Origin of the sequence: Enterobacter cloacae complex sp. P24RS, from assembly GCF_014982165.1 — a bacterium.
Taxonomy (GTDB): domain Bacteria; phylum Pseudomonadota; class Gammaproteobacteria; order Enterobacterales; family Enterobacteriaceae; genus Enterobacter; species Enterobacter quasihormaechei.
The window spans coordinates 24,419-42,040 of record NZ_JADCKU010000013.1 but is presented as its reverse complement, the minus strand read 5'-3'; the positions used below and the strand labels follow the sequence as shown (position 1 = coordinate 42,040).

General features: G+C 56.1%; 15 protein-coding genes and 4 tRNA genes. 1 reads left to right on the top strand and 18 read right to left on the bottom strand.

Features of this window, described 5'->3' with window-relative positions; translation table 11 throughout:
- Window positions 1-21 precede the first annotated feature (21 nt).
- The 13 genes from rnr to nnr all read right to left on the bottom strand — a co-directional run bounded on the left by rnr (window position 22) and on the right by nnr (window position 14,998).
- Window positions 22-2,463 (bottom strand): ribonuclease R, encoded by a 2,442-nt coding sequence (gene rnr, locus INF58_RS14595; RefSeq protein ID WP_064910249.1) that lies wholly within the window; start codon window positions 2,461-2,463, stop codon window positions 22-24.
- Window positions 2,464-2,501: 38 nt separating this feature from the next.
- Window positions 2,502-2,927, bottom strand: coding sequence for a nitric oxide-sensing transcriptional repressor NsrR (nsrR, locus tag INF58_RS14590; RefSeq protein ID WP_063450982.1), 426 nt, complete (start codon window positions 2,925-2,927; stop codon window positions 2,502-2,504).
- Window positions 2,928-3,119: 192 nt separating this feature from the next.
- Entirely contained in the window at window positions 3,120-4,418 is a 1,299-nt protein-coding gene (locus tag INF58_RS14585; protein ID WP_032628076.1) for an adenylosuccinate synthase, read from the bottom strand.
- A gap of 104 nt (window positions 4,419-4,522) precedes the next feature.
- Window positions 4,523-4,720, bottom strand: coding sequence for a DUF2065 domain-containing protein (locus INF58_RS14580; RefSeq protein WP_063450929.1), 198 nt, complete (start codon window positions 4,718-4,720; stop codon window positions 4,523-4,525).
- 71 nt (window positions 4,721-4,791) lie between these two features.
- Window positions 4,792-5,796 carry a protease modulator HflC gene (gene hflC, locus INF58_RS14575; RefSeq protein ID WP_063450930.1) on the bottom strand — a complete coding sequence of 335 codons (1,005 nt, stop codon included), beginning with the start codon at window positions 5,794-5,796 and terminating at the stop codon, window positions 4,792-4,794.
- A 2-nt stretch (window positions 5,797-5,798) separates the two neighbouring features.
- Entirely contained in the window at window positions 5,799-7,058 is a 1,260-nt protein-coding gene (gene hflK / locus INF58_RS14570; protein WP_063450931.1) for an FtsH protease activity modulator HflK, read from the bottom strand.
- A gap of 56 nt (window positions 7,059-7,114) precedes the next feature.
- A complete protein-coding gene (hflX, locus tag INF58_RS14565; RefSeq protein ID WP_193527952.1) occupies window positions 7,115-8,395 on the bottom strand; it encodes a ribosome rescue GTPase HflX in 1,281 nt (426 codons plus the stop codon).
- 74 nt (window positions 8,396-8,469) lie between these two features.
- On the bottom strand, window positions 8,470-8,781 hold the full coding sequence (gene hfq / locus INF58_RS14560; RefSeq protein ID WP_006810391.1) for an RNA chaperone Hfq: 312 nt from the start codon (window positions 8,779-8,781) through the stop codon (window positions 8,470-8,472).
- An 85-nt stretch (window positions 8,782-8,866) separates the two neighbouring features.
- Complete coding sequence (gene miaA / locus INF58_RS14555) at window positions 8,867-9,817, bottom strand: tRNA (adenosine(37)-N6)-dimethylallyltransferase MiaA (protein ID WP_193527951.1); 951 nt, start codon at window positions 9,815-9,817, stop codon at window positions 8,867-8,869.
- Window positions 9,810-11,654 (bottom strand): DNA mismatch repair endonuclease MutL, encoded by a 1,845-nt coding sequence (mutL, locus tag INF58_RS14550; RefSeq protein ID WP_193527950.1) that lies wholly within the window; start codon window positions 11,652-11,654, stop codon window positions 9,810-9,812. The genes miaA and mutL overlap by 8 nt, the downstream gene beginning before the upstream one ends.
- Window positions 11,655-11,663: 9 nt before the next feature.
- Window positions 11,664-13,004: an N-acetylmuramoyl-L-alanine amidase AmiB gene (gene amiB / locus INF58_RS14545; RefSeq protein WP_112792416.1), complete on the bottom strand. Its 1,341-nt coding sequence runs from the start codon at window positions 13,002-13,004 to the stop codon at window positions 11,664-11,666.
- Between the two features lie 16 nt (window positions 13,005-13,020).
- Window positions 13,021-13,482: a tRNA (adenosine(37)-N6)-threonylcarbamoyltransferase complex ATPase subunit type 1 TsaE gene (gene tsaE, locus INF58_RS14540; protein WP_063450935.1), complete on the bottom strand. Its 462-nt coding sequence runs from the start codon at window positions 13,480-13,482 to the stop codon at window positions 13,021-13,023.
- The gene (gene nnr / locus INF58_RS14535) at window positions 13,475-14,998 is read right to left on the bottom strand and encodes a bifunctional ADP-dependent NAD(P)H-hydrate dehydratase/NAD(P)H-hydrate epimerase (protein ID WP_193527949.1); all 1,524 of its coding nucleotides are present in this window, start codon (window positions 14,996-14,998) and stop codon (window positions 13,475-13,477) included. Before nnr ends, tsaE begins: the two co-directional genes overlap by 8 nt.
- Between nnr and queG the strand changes: the two genes are divergently transcribed.
- Complete coding sequence (gene queG / locus INF58_RS14530) at window positions 14,997-16,136, top strand: tRNA epoxyqueuosine(34) reductase QueG (protein WP_193527948.1); 1,140 nt, start codon at window positions 14,997-14,999, stop codon at window positions 16,134-16,136. The genes nnr and queG overlap by 2 nt on opposite strands.
- Window positions 16,137-16,406: 270 nt before the next feature.
- On the opposite strand, the gene INF58_RS14525 is transcribed toward queG, so the two are convergent.
- The 5 genes from INF58_RS14525 to orn all read right to left on the bottom strand — a co-directional run bounded on the left by INF58_RS14525 (window position 16,407) and on the right by orn (window position 17,585).
- Window positions 16,407-16,482: transfer RNA gene (locus INF58_RS14525), tRNA-Gly, on the bottom strand.
- Between the two features lie 44 nt (window positions 16,483-16,526).
- Window positions 16,527-16,602 (bottom strand) — tRNA-Gly (locus tag INF58_RS14520).
- A gap of 44 nt (window positions 16,603-16,646) precedes the next feature.
- Window positions 16,647-16,722, bottom strand: a tRNA-Gly gene (locus INF58_RS14515).
- Window positions 16,723-16,767: 45 nt separating this feature from the next.
- A tRNA-Gly gene (locus tag INF58_RS14510) sits at window positions 16,768-16,843 on the bottom strand.
- Between the two features lie 196 nt (window positions 16,844-17,039).
- Window positions 17,040-17,585: an oligoribonuclease gene (gene orn / locus INF58_RS14505; protein WP_003855965.1), complete on the bottom strand. Its 546-nt coding sequence runs from the start codon at window positions 17,583-17,585 to the stop codon at window positions 17,040-17,042.
- Window positions 17,586-17,622 lie beyond the last annotated feature (37 nt).

Below are 17,622 nucleotides of genomic sequence, written 5' to 3'. Positions count from 1 at the left end.
GAGGGTCAGGGTGAGGGGAAATTACTCCGCCTGCTGTTTCTTCGCCGCGCGCTTCGCTTTGGTCGCGGCCGCTATTTTCTGGGTTTTAGTCGACGGCTTTTTCGCTTTTCGGGCGTCTTTTTTTGCCGCCTTGGGCTTCTGCTTCTTTTCGCCACGGAAGGCGCTGTCTGGCTCAAAGTTTACTCTTTTACCTGCCTGACGTCGCTTGCCGCCCGCTTTACCGTTGCCGCCTTTTTTCGCTTTCTCACGCTCGGTTTTGCCGACGTTACGCGGAGCACGCTCGCTGGAGATGAGGCTGAAGTCGATCTTACGGTCATCCATATTTACGGCTTCAACCTTCACTTCCACCCGATCGCCCAGACGGTAGGTCTGGCCGCCGGATTCGCCGATCAGACGTTGACCGACCTGATCGAAACGGTAGTAATCATTATCGAGGCTGGAAACGTGCACCAGGCCGTCGATAAACAGCTCATCCAGACGCACGAAGAAACCAAAGCCGGTGACGCTGGCAATCACGCCTTTAAAGACGTTACCAACCTGATCCAGCATAAAGTCACACTTCAGCCAGTCCGCCACGTCGCGCGTCGCTTCATCCGCACGGCGCTCGGTCATGGAACAGTGCTGACCCAGTTGCAGCATCTCTTCCATGGAGTAGTGATACCCACCGGTTTCAGTCGTGTTGCCTTTATGGCCCTGCTCATGCGCCAGCAGATACTTGATCGCACGGTGCAGTGACAGATCCGGATAACGGCGGATCGGCGAGGTAAAGTGCGCGTAAGACTGCAACGCCAGGCCAAAGTGGCCCCGATTTTCCGGATCGTAAATCGCCTGCTTCATGGAGCGCAGCAGCATGGTTTGCAGCATTTCCGCGTCAGGACGATCGCTGATGGATTCCAGCAGCTCGGCGTAATCGCGTGGCTCAGGCTTGTTACCGCCAGGCAGCTCCAGGCCGAGCTCAGCCAGCACGGAGCGGAATGAGGTCACGGCTTCCGTGGTTGGCTTGTCGTGGATACGGAACAGCGCAGGCTCTTTGGCTTTCTCAACGAAACGGGCCGCCGAGATGTTCGCCAGGATCATACACTCTTCAATCAGCTTGTGGGCATCGTTACGCTGAGTCTGCTCGATACGCTCGATGCGACGCTCGGCGTTAAAGATGAACTTGGCCTCTTCACTCTCAAACGAGATCCCACCGCGCTCTTCGCGCGCCTGATCCAGCGTTTTGTAGAGGTTGTGCAGTTCTTCAATGTGTTTGACCAGCGGCGCGTACTGTTCGCGCAGATCCTGATCGCCCTGCAACATATGCCAGACCTTGGTGTAGGTCAGGCGCGCATGGGAGCTCATCACCGCTTCGTAGAACTTGTAGCCCGTCAGTCGACCTTTGCTGGAGATGGTCATTTCGCAGACCATACACAGGCGGTCCACCTGCGGGTTGAGGGAACAGAGGCCGTTAGAGAGCACTTCTGGCAGCATCGGTACCACCTGCGACGGGAAGTACACCGACGTACCGCGGCTGCGCGCTTCGTTATCCAGCGGCGTGTGCGGACGCACGTAATAGCTTACGTCAGCAATGGCCACCCACAAACGCCAGCCACCACCGCGTTTTTTCTCACAGTATACGGCGTCATCGAAGTCGCGGGCGTCTTCACCATCAATGGTGACCAGCGGCAGGGAGCGCAGATCGACGCGGCCAGCTTTGGACTCTTCCGGCACTTCTTCACGCAGGTTTTCAATCTGATCTTCAACCGCTTTCGGCCAGACGTACGGAATTTCATGGGTACGCAGCGCCATATCGACGGCCATGCCGGTGCCCATATTATCGCCCAGCACTTCGACGATTTTACCCACCGCTTTGGTGCGACGGGTTGGGCGCTGGGTGAGTTCTACCACCACCACAAAGCCCATGCGCGCGCCCATCACCTCTTCAGGTGGGATCAGAATATCGAAGCTCAGACGGCTGTCGTCCGGCACCACAAAGCCGACGCCCGCATCGGTAAAATAGCGGCCCACAATCTGGCTGGTTTTTGGCACCAGCACGCGCACCACGCGCGCTTCGCGGCGGCCTTTACGGTCAGCGCCCAGCGGCTGCGCCAGGATCTGGTCGCCGTGGATACACATCTTCATCTGTTCAGATGAGAGGTACAGGTCGTCTTTACGGCCTTCCACGCGCAGGAAGCCAAAGCCGTCACGGTGACCAATAACGGTGCCTTTCAGCAGGTCGAGGCGTTCCGGCAGCGCGTAGCACTGGCGGCGGGTAAAGACCAGCTGGCCGTCGCGCTCCATGGCGCGCAGGCGGCGGCGAAGGGCTTCAATTTGCTCTTCACCTTCAATGTTTAATTCAACGGCAAGTTCTTCACGATTGGCGGGTTTTTCGCGTTTTGTTAAGTGTTCAATGATGAACTCGCGGCTGGGGATAGGATTCGCGTATTTTTCGGCTTCGCGTTCCTGGAAAGGATCTTGTGACATGTCGGTTCCTCCGTTGTCAGCTCCGGTGGAAATTTTCTTCATTCCACCAGCAATAATTTATAAAGCGGTTGATTCTCTTCAACCAAATCGGCCAGCGTGTAGTTATCCAGTTCCATGAGAAAACTTTGCACGGCCTTTGAAAGCGCCTGTTTCAGGCGGCAAGCGGGCGTAATGTGGCAGAACGCGCTGCTACAGTTCACCAGAGATAGTGGCTCCAGTTCACGTACCACATCGCCAATACGGATACTCTGTGCCGGTTTACCGAGACGGATCCCTCCATTCTTCCCGCGGACGGCAGCAACGTATCCGGCACGACTAAGTTGATTGATTATTTTGACCATATGATTACGGGACACACCGTATACCTCTGTGACTTCAGAGATACTGGTCATCTTCCCATCGGGTAACGACGCCATATAAATCAGCGCGCGTAAGCCGTAATCGGTGAAACTTGTTAACTGCACATCAACCTCAGGAAAAAGGGAAAACGCGGTCAAACCGCAGAGATATTCATTAATGATGATAAACCAGCCAGATAGTTAGCGGCTAATTTATTTGACAGACGGGGCGAAAAAGCGGAGATCCAGGAGCGGTCGCCGGATGGCGCTGCGCTTATCCGGCCTACGGGTCTCCCCGCAGGCCAGCAGTCACGAAGATTATGCGTCGAACGGGTCGCGCAGGATCATCGTTTCAGTACGATCCGGGCCGGTAGAAATAATATCGATCGGCACTTCGGTCAGTTCTTCAATACGCTTGATGTAGTCCAGCGCAGCTTTTGGCAGGCCGCTACGCTCTTTCACACCGAAGGTGGTCTCAGACCAGCCCGGCATGGTTTCGTAGATTGGCTCAATGCCTTCCCAGTCGTCAGCGGCCAGCGGCGTGGTGGTCACTTCGCGGCCATCCGGCATACGGTAGCCTACGCAGATTTTCACTTCTTTCAGGCCGTCCAGTACGTCCAGCTTGGTCAGGCAGAAGCCAGACAGGGAGTTGATCTGCACGGCGCGACGCACGGCAACCGCGTCCAGCCAGCCGGTACGACGACGACGACCGGTGGTCGCGCCAAACTCGTTACCCTGCTTGCACAGGAACTCGCCGGTTTCATCAAACAGCTCGGTCGGGAATGGACCCGCACCCACGCGAGTGGAGTACGCTTTGATGATGCCCAGAACGTAATCCACATAACGTGGGCCCAGGCCGGAGCCGGTTGCCACGCCACCCGCAGTGGTGTTAGAGGACGTTACGTACGGATAGGTACCGTGGTCGATGTCCAGCAGCGTACCCTGCGCACCTTCAAACATGACGAAATCGCCACGCTTGCGCGCCTGGTCCAGCAGATCGGACACATCAACAACCATACCGGTCAGAATGTCTGCGATCGCCATGACGTCATCCAGCACTTTCTGGTAGTCAACAGCGTCAGCTTTGTAGAAGTTCACCAGCTGGAAGTTGTGATATTCCATCACTTCTTTCAGTTTTTCAGCGAAGGTCGCTTTGTCGAAGAGGTCGCCCACGCGCAGACCGCGACGTGCAACTTTGTCTTCGTAAGCCGGGCCGATACCACGACCGGTGGTGCCGATGGCTTTCGCGCCACGCGCTTTTTCACGCGCCACGTCCAGCGCCACATGATAGTCCAGGATCAGCGGGCAGGCTTCGGAGAGCAGCAGACGCTCACGAACAGGGATACCACGGTCTTCCAGACCTTTCATCTCTTTCATCAGCGCAGCGGGAGACAGCACAACGCCGTTACCGATGATGCTGGTGACGTTTTCGCGAAGAATGCCTGATGGAATAAGATGGAGGACGGTTTTTTCACCGTTGATTACGAGAGTATGGCCTGCGTTGTGACCGCCCTGGTAGCGTACAACATATTTAGCCCGTTCAGTCAGAAGATCGACAATCTTCCCTTTACCTTCGTCACCCCATTGGGTGCCCAGTACGACGACGTTGTTACCCATTTTTTTCAAAATCACCGTTTGCTTAAAAATGGATTCTACCATCGCTTTTTCAGATATACAGCACTTTTTGACCCTAAAATATGCCAATTGCGGTTAGTTTTTGATCAGCCAATCGTTTTCCTCAACATGTAGTAGATAACGATACCGGCAACCACAAGACCGCCGCCGAAACGACGCAAAATAGTGTCCGGCAATTGGCTCATTGTCGCGATCATCCGACGCCAGGCGCGCGGATAGAGCATCGGGCCGAGGCCTTCCAGCACCAAAACCAGAGCCAGCGCGAGCCAGATCGTAGAATTCATTTTTCATCCTCATAAAAGAAAACCACCGCTCCGTGAAGAGCGGTGGTTTGAATACTCAAACGAGCCTGAGTTTATCGCGTTGCGTTGGCCGGCGTCTTCATATAACGGAAGAAATCGCTGTCCGGGCTGAGCACCATCACATCCTGGTTGCTCTTGAAGCTATTCTCGTAAGCACGCAGGCTACGGATAAAGGCGTAGAAGTCTGGATCCTGGCTGAATGCATCGGCAAACAGCTTCGCCGCTTCGGCATCACCTTCACCGCGCAGGATACGACCCTGACGCTCAGATTCCGCCAGCGTCTTGGTGACTTCATAGTCCGCTGCCGCGCGCAGTTTTTCAGCCTCTTCCTGACCCTGTGAACGGTGACGACGGGCTACCGCCTCACGCTCGGCGCGCATACGGTTGTAGATCGCCTCAGACACTTCCGCTGGCAGGTTGATCTGCTTGATACGCACGTCAACCACTTCGATACCCAGTGCCGCCATACTGTTCGGGTTGATCACCGGCACTTTACCGTTGGTTTCAGCCTGAACGCGTTCAGCCGCTTTGGCAATCGCATCATCCGCCGCCGGGGTTTCGACTTCATCTTCAGTGCCCGCAGAACCGGAGTTCAGCGCATCACGCACTTCCAGCGTCAGACGACCGCGAGAGTCTGTCACGATGTCTTTCACATCCAGACGACCAATCTCAGAACGCAGACGGTCAGAGAACTTACGTTTCAGCAGCACTTCTGCCTGAGAAACGTCACCACCGCCCGTTGCCAGGAAGTAGCGGCTGAAATCGCTGATGCGCCATTTGATGTAGGAATCAACGATCAGGTCTTTTTTCTCTTTGGTCACGAAACGGTCGGCCTGGTTATCCATGGTCTGGATACGCGCATCGAGCGTTTTCACTGACTGAATGAACGGGATCTTGAAGTGCAGACCCGGCTCATAAATCACCGGACGCTTGTCACCGTCACGCACGACGCTGCTGAACTGGAACTTGATCCCACGCTCGCCCTCTTTCACCACAAAGATTGAGGTGTAGAGCACGACCAGTGCGATGATGATGATCGCAATAACTGACTTACGCATCCTTATTCCCCCTGACGCTGGTAGTCGTTACGCTGCGCGTTAGCGCGGCGTTGGTCCATAATGTCACCATCGTTCGAAGAAGGCGTTGTGTTCGCGCTGGTGCTGCCAGACGAGGCTGGCGGCAGACGCAGCAGGTTGTTCGCACCGCTGTTGTCTTTCGCTGCCGGTGCAGAACCGCCTTTCAGCATCTGATCCAGCGGCAGAACCATCAGGTTTCCGCCCTTGCTGTCGTTAACCAGCACTTTGCGGGTGTGGCTCAGCACTTTTTCCATGGTCTCGATATAGAGACGCTCACGGGTAATTTCCGGAGCCGCTTTATATTCCGGCAGGATGCGCGCGAAGCGAGCCACTTCACCCTGTGCTTCCAGGATGGTCTGGGTCTTATACGCGCGCGCTTCTTCCAGAATACGCTGCGCCTGACCGTTAGCACGCGGCTGAACTTCGTTGGTGTACGCTTCCGCTTCACGGATGTACTGCTGTTCGTTTTCACGTGCGGCAATCGCATCGTCAAACGCGGCCTTCACCTCTTCCGGCGGACGTGCAGCCTGGAAGTTGACGTCCAGCAGAGTAATACCCATGTTGTACGGACGGATGGTCTCTTCCAGCTCGCGCTGGGTATCGCTACGAATAACGGTACGACCTTCGGTCAGAATACGGTCCATGGTGTATTTACCGATCACACCGCGCAGGGCGCTGTCGGTCGCCTGACGCAGGCTGTCATCCGCGCTGGTCACGCTAAACAGATAACGTTCTGGATCGGTCACGCGGTACTGCACGTTCATTTCAACGCGCACCACGTTCTCGTCAGACGTCAGCATCACGCCGGAGGCGGCCAGTTCACGGACGGACTCCACGTTAACCGCGGTCACGTCATCAATGAAGGTCGGCTTCCAGTTCAGGCCCGGCTCAACCAGATGGCTGAACTTACCGAAACGGGTTACCACGCCGCGTTCTGCTTCTTTAATGGTGTAGAACCCGCTGGCTGCCCAGATGATTACCACCGCAGCGGCGACAATGCCCACCACGCGGCCACCCATCGGCGGGCGCGGACTCTGAGTGGAATTACCACCCGAGCCAGAACCTTTTCCTCCGCCAAGGCCACCAAGCTTTTTGCTCAGTTTGCGGAAGATATCATCCAGATCCGGCGGCCCCTGCTCGCGACCACCTTTGTTGCCATTTCCCCCAGAGTTGCCGCCTTGATTATTGCTGCTTCCCCACGGGTCGCGGTCTTGTCCGTTATTACCGGGCTGATTCCACGCCATGTATATGCTCCATATTTGTTATGCAAGGGCGAATTTTTCAGGCTTCCCCTTTCTGATCAGACGATATAGTCCGCCAGCGCAGGTTCTTGTTTACAGAGGCGACGCCAGTCAACGATCGGCATACGCACCTGCATCCCCACGCTGCCGTCATCCTCCATCCACTCTTTTTCTATCGCCTGAAGCTGATAAAACCGGCTGCGCAGCCTGCCTTCCTGTGGCGGCAGTCGCAGCGTGTGCTGAGCTACCTCACCGGAAAGACGTTCTGTCAAAGCCTGGAAAAGCAGTGGCACACCAATCCCGGCCTGAGCAGACAGCCAGACCCGAATCGGTTTGTTCTCTTCATCTCGGTCGATACGCGGCTCGAAATCGTCCAGTATATCGATCTTGTTCATCACCAACAGGGTGGGAATTTCGTGGGCGTCGATCTCTTCGAGCACCACGTTCACCGCGTCGATGTTCTCCTGCACGCGTACGTCAGCCGCATCAATCACGTGCAGCAGCAGGGTCGCCTGACGCGTCTCCTGCAACGTCGCTTTAAACGCCGCAACCAGATCGTGCGGCAGATGGCGGATAAACCCGACGGTATCTGCCAGCACCGTTTCACCGACGTCTGCAACGTCAATACGGCGCAGCGTTGGGTCCAGGGTCGCAAACAGCTGGTCTGCGGCATACACCTGGGCCTCGGTTATCTGGTTAAACAGGGTGGATTTACCGGCGTTGGTATAGCCCACCAGCGACACCGTTGGAATGTCGGCTTTGGTTCGCGCCCGACGCCCCTGCTCGCGCTGTTTCTCTACACGTTCCAGACGTGAAAGGATCTGGGTAATACGCCCACGCAGTAAACGGCGGTCGGTTTCGAGCTGGGTTTCACCCGGGCCGCGCAAACCAATCCCGCCTTTTTGTCTTTCAAGGTGTGTCCAGCCACGCACCAGACGCGTCGCCAGATGGCGCAACTGCGCCAGTTCAACCTGCAATTTACCCTCGTGGGTACGCGCACGCTGAGCAAAAATATCTAAGATCAACCCCGTGCGATCGATAACACGGCATTCGCAGAGAGCTTCCAGGTTACGTTCCTGAGCCGGAGACAGCGCATGATCAAACAGCACAACAGATGCGCCGGTTGCTTTTACGGCATCCGCAATTTCTACTGCTTTACCTTCACCAACAAAATACTTCGGGTGCGGCGCTTTACGGCTACCGGTAATCACCTGCATTGCTTCGACACCGGCGGAAGAGACCAGAGATTCAAACTCCTGGAGGTCTTCCATATCTTTGTCTTGCGAAAAATAGATGTGTACCAGCACCGCCTGCTCACCGGCGTCATAACGGTCAAACAAGCGTAAACCTCTCTAAAAAGATCAGCGGGGAACGCAGGATCCCTGGCTCCCCGTGTGGAAAACAGCCCAAAACCTTATTCGGTTTCTTCGCTGTCCTGCGCAGGAGCAGATGAACCCTGCGCGTTGCTGCCATGATGGTAGTTACTGCCAGTGCCGCCGCCAGCGTTATTGCTGTGATGAGATACCGGACGAGACGGAACAACAGTAGAAATCGCGTGCTTGTAGACCATCTGGCTGACCGTGTTTTTCAACAGGATCACGAACTGATCGAAAGACTCAATCTGACCTTGCAGCTTAATACCATTCACCAAATAAATAGAAACTGGAACACGTTCCCGACGCAATGCGTTCAGGAACGGATCTTGTAAAGATTGCCCCTTAGCCATTCTATCTTTTCCTTATATGCTTGTTTTGTACTTAGAACCTTGCGATTCTGAAAAATTGCGCACGATACGGCTTAATTGTACACATTCAGTCAGCGATATCACCAATAACCTCAATCACTTCGTTTAACGCCTGTTGTGGTTTTTCACTGTCTAACCAGTGAACGCCCTCCCAACCGCGCAACCAGGTGATCTGGCGCTTCGCTAACTGTCTCGTGGCGCAAACACCTCGATAAACCATTTCATCGTATGAAATCTCACCTTCAAGATAAGACCACATCTGGCGGTATCCCACACAACGAATGGAAGGCATGTCCGTATGCAAATCTCCACGGGCAAAAAGCGCCCGCACTTCTGCTTCAAAATCTGAAGCCAACATCTGATGAAAACGCTGCTCAATTCGTTGATGGAGCAGTTCACGGCTCGCCGGGGCGATGGCGAACTGATGCACCTGATACGGCAGAGCGTCTCCTGACGTTTGCGTCAGTTCCGTTAAAGTTTTACCCGAAATGAAAAAAACTTCCAGTGCCCGGGAAAGCCTTTGCGGATCGTTTGGGTGGATCCGCGCTGCGGCAACCGGGTCAATCTCTTCCAGTTGCTTGTGCAAAACGTCCCACCCCTGCTCAGCCGCCTGCTGCTCAATCTTTGCTCTCACTTCCGGATCGGCCGATGGCAGAGGTGATAACCCCTCCAGCAGCGCCTTGAAGTAGAGCATCGTGCCGCCCACCAGCAGCGGTATGCGTCCCGCAGCGGTAATCTCGGCCATCTCGGCCAGGGCGTCGCGGCGAAAATCTGCTGCGGAATACGCCTGTGCCGGGTCGAGAATATCCAGTAAACGGTGCGGCGCCGCACGCAGTTCTTCTGCGTTGGGCTTCGCCGTGCCGATGTCCATCCCTCGGTAAATGAGGGCTGAATCAACGCTAATCAACTCTACTGGCAAAACTTTACGTAACTCAATGGCTAACGCCGTTTTGCCGGAGGCCGTTGGCCCCATCAAAAAAATCGCCTTTGGCAGGCTCGCCTTACTTACGTCAGTCATGTTTCAGGGCGGTCATCGCCGTTTGTAAATCAACAGGTTGTAACAAACCACCCGGCGGCGCTTTCACCAGCTGCGGGCAGAGGCGTTCTACCTCCGCCAGCACGGTAATCGCCTGCGCCATACTCCACGGTGAATGTTCGCTGGCCAAATGGCGGGCGATCCACTGCGCGGTGTCGGCGGCATCAAACGTCGTTTGCTGCGCCAGGTAGCCTATCAGTTCAGGAATCAAGTTTTGTAAATTTTGTTGGCGTAAGGGTAAAGGCACCGCGCGAATTGTCACATGCTGCGCGTCCAGTACGATTTCTATGCCCATTTCAGCCAGCTGAGACTGTACGCGCCGCAAAACCCCTGTTTCTTCAGGGGATACTTTCAGGCGCACGGGGATCAGCAGCGGCTGCGCGCAGGCGGCATTGACCCCCGGGGTTAGCTGCGCCTGTTTGAGCCAGCGCTCCGCCACGGAAAGCGCCAGCAGCAGCAGTTTGCCCTCGCGTTCAAGCAGCGCCATGTCGGGAGCAACAATGGTCAGAACCCGACCAAAACTCTGGCTATGTCCATCCAGCGAAGGCGTTGAAACTGTAATGTGCTCTTTATGCTCAACGGACGGGGTATCCAGCAGCTTACGGTACAGCGCCCCCTGCTGTTTTTGATAGCCCGGCTGGGCATTGGGATAGTTAGCGCCGGTCGGTCGCGGCGCGTTGCCCGTCGAGGCTAAACGCGGCGCAGCCGGCTCGCGCGCTACCGCCGGTTCGGCAAAATGGTTACGTCCCGCCGCCACGCGGTTTTCCGGCAACGGACGCGGCGCGGGCGCTTCTTCTGCCAGCGGCAACGCCGGCTCGCCCCGCTGCTGCAATACCGCAGCAACGCCCTGATAGATAAAATCGTGCACCAGGCGCGACTGGTGGAAGCGCACCTCATGCTTGGCGGGGTGTACGTTCACGTCGACCTGATGCGGGTCGATCTCCAGATAAAGCACAAAGGCGGGCTGCTGATCGGCGCCGAGCTTGTCTTCGCAGGCCTGGCGAATGGCGTGGTTAATCAGGCGGTCGCGCATCATGCGGCCGTTGACGTAGCAATACTGGATCTCAGCAAAGGCGGCGCTGCTGGCGTTCGGATCGGCAACCCAGCCGCGAAGGGCCAGATCGCCATGCTGCCACTCAATGGCCAGCGCTTTTTCCAGGAACGGTGTGCCGCAGATAGCGCCAAGCCGACGCTCCTTTTGCCCGCCTTCCGCCACAGCGCGATACTGGCGCATCACCTTGCCGTTATGGCTAAGGTTGATCGTGACATCAAAGCGCGCCAGCGCGATGCGGCGGATGATCTCGTCGATATGTCCGAATTCGGTCTTCTCGGTTCGCATAAACTTGCGGCGAGCGGGCGTGTTATAGAAGAGATCCAGCACTTCCAGCGTGGTGCCGACCGGGTGCGCCGCAGGTTTAACCGTGACGTCCATATCGCGCCCTTCGGCGTAGGCCTGCCAGGCTTCCTGCTGGTCGGCCGTGCGGGAGGTCAACGTTAAGCGAGAAACGGAGCTGATACTGGCCAGCGCTTCGCCGCGAAAACCCAGGCTGATAATCGCTTCCAGATCGTCAAGGGAAGCAATTTTGCTGGTGGCATGACGCGCCAGCGCCAGCGCCAGCTCGTCCTTTTTGATGCCACAGCCGTTATCACGAATGCGGATGAGCTTTGCGCCCCCGCGTTCAATATCGATATCAATGCGGGTCGCCCCGGCATCAAGGCTGTTTTCCACCAGCTCTTTCACCACCGATGCAGGGCGTTCCACCACCTCACCGGCGGCGATTTGGTTCGCGAGCTGCGGCGGTAGAACCTGAATCGGCATGAACTCTCCTTAATTAGTCGCGGTCATCTCACCCGGCAGCGCGGCGCTTGCCGTCTGGGCTGCCCCACCCTGCGGCGCAGACTGAAGCGGATGCGCGTCAAAGTATTTACGCAGACCGTTGTAAATCGCTTCGGCAATTTGCTGCTGATAGCTGTCGCTGCCCAGTAAACGCTCTTCACCGTGATTACTGATAAAGCCCGTCTCGACCAGGATCGACGGAATATCCGGGGAGCGCAGCACGCCGAGGCTTGCATGTTCCGGACGACGCTTATGCAGCGATCCGACGCTTTGCAGCTGGTTCAGTACGTTAGTGGCGACATCATACCCGACGCGCTGAGAATGACCGAACTGTAAATCCAGTACCGCCTGGCTGAGATACGGATCGGCCTGGCTGTTTGCCAGCACATCGCCCGCCCCGCCTAACAGTTCTGACTGCTTCTCGTGCTCTTCAAGCCAGTTCGCCATTTCACTGTTGGCGCGGCGGTTGGACAGCACCCAGACCGACGCGCCGGTGGCGTTACGGTTCGGCGCAGCATCCGCATGAATCGAGACCAGGAAGTTGGCGTTTTGCTTACGCGCCACATCCGAGCGTCCCATCACCGAAATGAAGTAATCTCCATCGCGGGTCATCACCCCTTTAAACATCGGATCGTCATTCAGAAGCGCACGCAGCTTACGGGCAATGGCGATAGTGACATTTTTCTCCCGCGTGCCGCCCGGGCCAATCGCGCCAGGATCTTGCCCGCCGTGTCCGGCATCGATGGCGATAATCACCTTATCGCCACTCACCGGCGTACGCCGCGCGCTAACCGCCGGACGCGTCACCGTGTTGCTGCTGGTCACCGCGGTAAGACGGTCATTCTGTGATTTGAACGGATTACGGGCCGGCTCAGACGGCCTTGGGGTATAAACCGGCGCTTCCACGCGTTTTGCCACAACGGGTGCAGGCGGAGGCGGCGGCGGAACGTCAGCATTAATGGTAAAGACCACCGTATAATTCGCGCCGTTTTGCTGCTTAACCGCCTTCGTTTTGCCTTTTTCGGTGAGATCGACCACAAGGCGCAGAGACTGCGCATCTTTCGGCGTTCCCGAACGGATGCTTTTCACCAGATTGTTGCCGCTGAACTGGAGCGGCAGCCCCTGGATCACCCCGGACTGTTTAATATCGAGCGCCACGCTGCGGCTGTCGATTTGTGAGAAAGCATATTCAGGATCGCCCATAAAGCTGAACGTAATGCGGGCCTGGCTATCGCCGTTCGACACCTGAATATCCGAGAGGCTGGCCGCCCCGGCCTGCGCGCACAGCAGGACCGTGGCAGCAAACACCCAACCTTTAACGCGATTAATCATCCCGTTATCCCTACGTTCAACCGGCTAAACGCGCCAGTAAGGAACAGCCTGATGAGGAAACCGCACTGATGCGCGCCTCACGCCCTTGTGCCTGGTAATCTAAGTGAATTTCGACATCCGGGTCAGGCAGCACACCCGCACCTTGTTGCGGCCACTCCACCAGGCAAATGGCGTCGTTGGCAAAGTAATCGCGGATCCCCATAAATTCCAGCTCCTCCGGGTCCGCAAGACGGTATAAATCAAAGTGGTACACCATGATATTTTCAAGCGTGTACGGTTCTACCAGCGTATAGGTCGGGCTTTTTACGTTCCCGTTATGGCCTAACGCCTGCAAAAAGCCACGGCTGAAGGTTGTTTTACCCGCGCCTAAATCTCCATACAGATAAATGACGGTCGCCCCCTGACAGGCCTGCGCCACGCGCGTGCCGAGATCTAAAGTGGCTTGTTCATCAGGTAAAGGAATCGCTCGATTAGTCATTTTCTACGTCAATCACATCCGGGTTAACAACACGCCGCAGCGTGCAAAAAAGATCGGTGGCCAGCATACCGCGCGTGCCATAACGAGCAGCTAGGCCGTCAGCCGCCGCACCGTGGGCCACGCAGCCGGCACAGGCTGCATCATAAAGGGGAAGTTTCTGTCCGAGCAATGCGCCAATGATGCCGGAGAGCACATCGCCCATGCCACCGCTCGCCATGCCTGCATTACCTGCATCAATAATGCCCATGGCATCATCGCTGGCGATAACGGTCCCCGCCCCTTTCAAAACGGCAACACCTCCGTAACGTTTTACCAGACGTTGGGCAGAAAGTAAGCGATCGCTTTCAATTTCTGCCACGCTACAGTTAAGCAGCCGTGCGGCTTCGCCGGGGTGCGGCGTCAGAATGCGATTGTGACGCTTATCCGGATTTATTGCCAGAAGGTTAAGCGCGTCGGCATCCCATAACATCGGTTTACGAAAATTCTCGGCTTTTTGCAGGGCCTGTTTACCCCAGCTCTGTTGCCCAAGCCCCGGACCAATTACTACCACGTCCGCCCACTCCAGACCCTCTTCAATCGCCTGCGGGGTAAGCTCGTGGACCATCAGCTCCGGCCGCGCAGTAATAATGGGGGGAATGTTTTCGCTGTGGGTCAGCACGCGCACTAATCCGGCGCCGCAGCGCAACGCGGCCTCTCCTGTCATACGAATCGCACCCGCCGTGCCATGATCGCCACCAATAATCAGCAGTCGGCCATGGTCACCCTTATGGGAGGTGGGACGACGCCGCGGTAGCCACTGTGCAAGCTGAGACGCATCAAAGCGGGTGATGTGAGTATCCTGTCCCGCCAGCCAGTTTTCAAGCCCCAGGGCGTTGTGGTGTAACGTGCCCACGACATCCCGCGCTTTCCCGGTAAGCAGCCCCGGCTTCAGGGCGATAAAGGTCACGGTGTGCGCAGCCTCAATCGACACGCCCGGCGTCGCGCCGGTTTGCGCCATCAGGCCGGAGGGAATATCCAGCGCCACCACCGGTGCGGGGTGCGCGTTGGCGCGCGTAATCAGCGCGGCGACGTCATCGCGAGGCGCGCGCATCAGTCCTGTCCCCAGCAGACCATCAACAATCACGTCTACGTCTTCGGGCCAGACGATATCAGACGCATGGATAACGCCTCCCGCATTCAGCCAGGCTTCTCTCGCCATGCCTGCTTCTTCCGGTAGCGGCTTGTCGCTCTCCAGCGCCAGCAGGGTGACGCGCAGCCCCGCCGCTACGGCAAGACGCGCCACCACATAGCCGTCGCCACCGTTATTGCCGTGACCGCACAGTATCAGGTAGTGCGAGGCATCCGGGTAAGCCGTGCGCGCCACGTTAAATGCCGCCTCGCCTGCACGCTGCATCAGTTCGTAAAGGGTAATGCCCAGGCTGTCTGCGGCCTCTTTTTCGGCCCGACGAAGGTCATCCGCATGCCAGATGGAGTGTGGTATACTTGCGGGGTTTTTCTTCACAGTATGGTCCGTCATGTCACAGCCCCTCGATCTCAATGAATTAGCGCAAAAAATAAAACAGTGGGGTGCTGAACTGGGCTTCCAGAAGGTCGGTATTACTGACACCGATCTCTCTGCCAGCGAGCCTAAGCTACAGGCATGGCTGGATAAACAATACCACGGCGAGATGGAGTGGATGGCGCGTCACGGTATGATGCGTGCCCGCCCCCACGAGCTGTTGCCGGGTACGTTGCGCGTCATTAGCGTACGCATGAACTATCTGCCCGCTAACGCGGCCTTTGCGCGCACGCTAAAAAATCCCTCACTGGGTTACGTCAGCCGGTACGCTCTGGGACGTGATTACCACAAACTTCTGCGCAACCGTCTAAAAAAGCTCGGGGAAACCATCCAGCAGCACTGTGTTTCGCTGAATTTTAGACCCTTTGTTGATTCTGCGCCTATTCTTGAGCGTCCGATCGCTGAAAAAGCAGGGCTTGGCTGGACAGGTAAGCACTCACTTATCTTAAGCCGCGACGCGGGGTCATTCTTTTTCCTGGGTGAGCTGCTGATTGATTTACCCCTGCCGGTAGACGGTCCGGTGGAGGAAGGCTGTGGCCGCTGCGTGGCCTGTATGACCATCTGCCCTACGGGCGCGATTGTTGAACCCTATACCGTTGATGCGCGCCGCTGTATCTCTTACCTCACTATCGAGTTGGAAGGCGCCATTCCAGAGGAATTTCGCCCGCTTATCGGCAACCGCATCTACGGCTGCGATGACTGCCAGCTGATTTGTCCGTGGAACCGCTATTCACAACTGACGGACGAAGACGACTTCAGCCCGCGTAAAGCGCTGCATGCGCCACAGCTTATTGAACTGTTCGCCTGGACCGAAGCCTGGTTCCTGAAGGTAACGGAAGGGTCCGCCATACGTCGTATCGGCCACCTGCGCTGGCTGCGTAATGTGGCCGTTGCGCTGGGTAATGCCCCGTGGGATGAAGCCAATCTTCAGGCGCTCGAAAGCCGCAGAGGTGAGCACCCACTTCTTGATGAGCACATAGAATGGGCGATTGCGCAGCAAATTGAGAAGCGAAATGCCGGCGTGGTTGAAGTCCAGCTACCGAAGAAACAGCGTCTGGTCAGGGTGATTGAAAAAGGGCTTACGCGGGATGCGTGATATATTCACAGCCTGTGAATAAAAATAAAAAGTGAGGCGCCATAAGGCTTAGCAAACAGGTCAAGTGATCTCAATAACATTTTGAAATCAAAATTTCTTCATATAATACAGACGATTACGAAGATATTATTCACCCTGCTAACATTTTGTACAGACTGGTTTGATCGTGGTTTCTGTGGATAACTCTGTTTACAAGAGTATTTCAGATACAACAGAAAACGTCCCCAACGAAGCATTTCGCTGTGGATAGTTTGAATATGAAGAAGAATTTGGAGCGGGAAACGAGACTCGAACTCGCGACCCCGACCTTGGCAAGGTCGTGCTCTACCAACTGAGCTATTCCCGCTTGGGTGTTCTGGTGCTGGCGTATCTTGCGATACTTTCAAATTTTGGAGCGGGAAACGAGACTCGAACTCGCGACCCCGACCTTGGCAAGGTCGTGCTCTACCAACTGAGCTATTCCCGCTTGGGTGTTCTGGTGCTGGCGTATCTTGCGATACTTTCAAATTTTGGAGCGGGAAACGAGACTCGAACTCGCGACCCCGACCTTGGCAAGGTCGTGCTCTACCAACTGAGCTATTCCCGCTTGGGTGTTCTGGTGCTGGCGTATCTTGCGATACTTTTCAAATTTTGGAGCGGGAAACGAGACTCGAACTCGCGACCCCGACCTTGGCAAGGTCGTGCTCTACCAACTGAGCTATTCCCGCAAATCTGTACTGCTTTTGTTGCTGTCGTAACGTGTAATTCTCTGTCGTTACGGGAGGCGCATTATACGAGAAATCCGTTTAGCTGCAACCCCCCTCAAAGCTATTTTTTTGAAATTCAGTTCAAGTGCTTATTAAATCGGCAAGCTGAACAATTTAACGACAAAATACAGGCCGCGCAACGCGCCGGATCGCAAAATCAGAGCTTAATAAAGTTTTCGCGATAGTACGCCAGCTCCGCAACAGACTCGCGGATGTCATCCATCGCCTGGTGCGTCCCCTGCTTTGTGAAGCCGTCGAGAATTTCCGGTTTCCAGCGACGGGCCAGCTCTTTCAGGGTGCTCACATCCAGATAGCGGTAGTGGAAGTAGGACTCCAGCTCCGGCATGTACTTAAACAGGAAACGACGATCCTGACCAATGCTGTTGCCACAGATAGGCGATTTTCCTGCCGGCACCCACTGCTTCAGAAACTCAAGCGTCGCCAGCTCCGCTTCGCGGTCGCCCAGGGTGCTGGCCTTCACGCGTTCCACCAGCCCGCTGCCGGTATGGGTACGCACGTTCCACTCATCCATCAGCGCAAGCTGATCGTCGGACTGGTGCACGGCAATCGTTGGGCCTTCCGCCAGAATATTGAGGTTGGCATCGGTGACCAGTGTGGCGATCTCAATAATGCGATCGCGCTCGGGATCCAGGCCGGTCATCTCCAGATCGATCCAAATCAGGTTGTTTTCGTCCGCGCTCATGTTATTTTCCACCCTTCTCGCTTAACCGGCAGTAGCA

Bases quoted from the DNA above. Each gene is read 5' to 3' on its own strand.
- rnr (WP_064910249.1), bottom strand. From the start codon at position 2,463: ATGTCACAAGATCCTTTCCAGGAACGCGAAGCCGAAAAATACGCGAAT.
- INF58_RS14585 (WP_032628076.1), bottom strand. From the start codon at position 4,418: ATGGGTAACAACGTCGTCGTACTGGGCACCCAATGGGGTGACGAAGGT.
- INF58_RS14580 (WP_063450929.1), bottom strand. From the start codon at position 4,720: ATGAATTCTACGATCTGGCTCGCGCTGGCTCTGGTTTTGGTGCTGGAA.
- hflC (WP_063450930.1), bottom strand. From the start codon at position 5,796: ATGCGTAAGTCAGTTATTGCGATCATCATCATCGCACTGGTCGTGCTC.
- hflK (WP_063450931.1), bottom strand. From the start codon at position 7,058: ATGGCGTGGAATCAGCCCGGTAATAACGGACAAGACCGCGACCCGTGG.
- hfq (WP_006810391.1), bottom strand. From the start codon at position 8,781: ATGGCTAAGGGGCAATCTTTACAAGATCCGTTCCTGAACGCATTGCGT.
- miaA (WP_193527951.1), bottom strand. From the start codon at position 9,817: ATGACTGACGTAAGTAAGGCGAGCCTGCCAAAGGCGATTTTTTTGATG.
- mutL (WP_193527950.1), bottom strand. From the start codon at position 11,654: ATGCCGATTCAGGTTCTACCGCCGCAGCTCGCGAACCAAATCGCCGCC.
- amiB (WP_112792416.1), bottom strand. From the start codon at position 13,004: ATGATTAATCGCGTTAAAGGTTGGGTGTTTGCTGCCACGGTCCTGCTG.
- tsaE (WP_063450935.1), bottom strand. From the start codon at position 13,482: ATGACTAATCGAGCGATTCCTTTACCTGATGAACAAGCCACTTTAGAT.
- queG (WP_193527948.1), top strand. From the start codon at position 14,997: ATGTCACAGCCCCTCGATCTCAATGAATTAGCGCAAAAAATAAAACAG.
- nnr (WP_193527949.1), bottom strand. From the start codon at position 14,998: ATGACGGACCATACTGTGAAGAAAAACCCCGCAAGTATACCACACTCC.
- orn (WP_003855965.1), bottom strand. From the start codon at position 17,585: ATGAGCGCGGACGAAAACAACCTGATTTGGATCGATCTGGAGATGACC.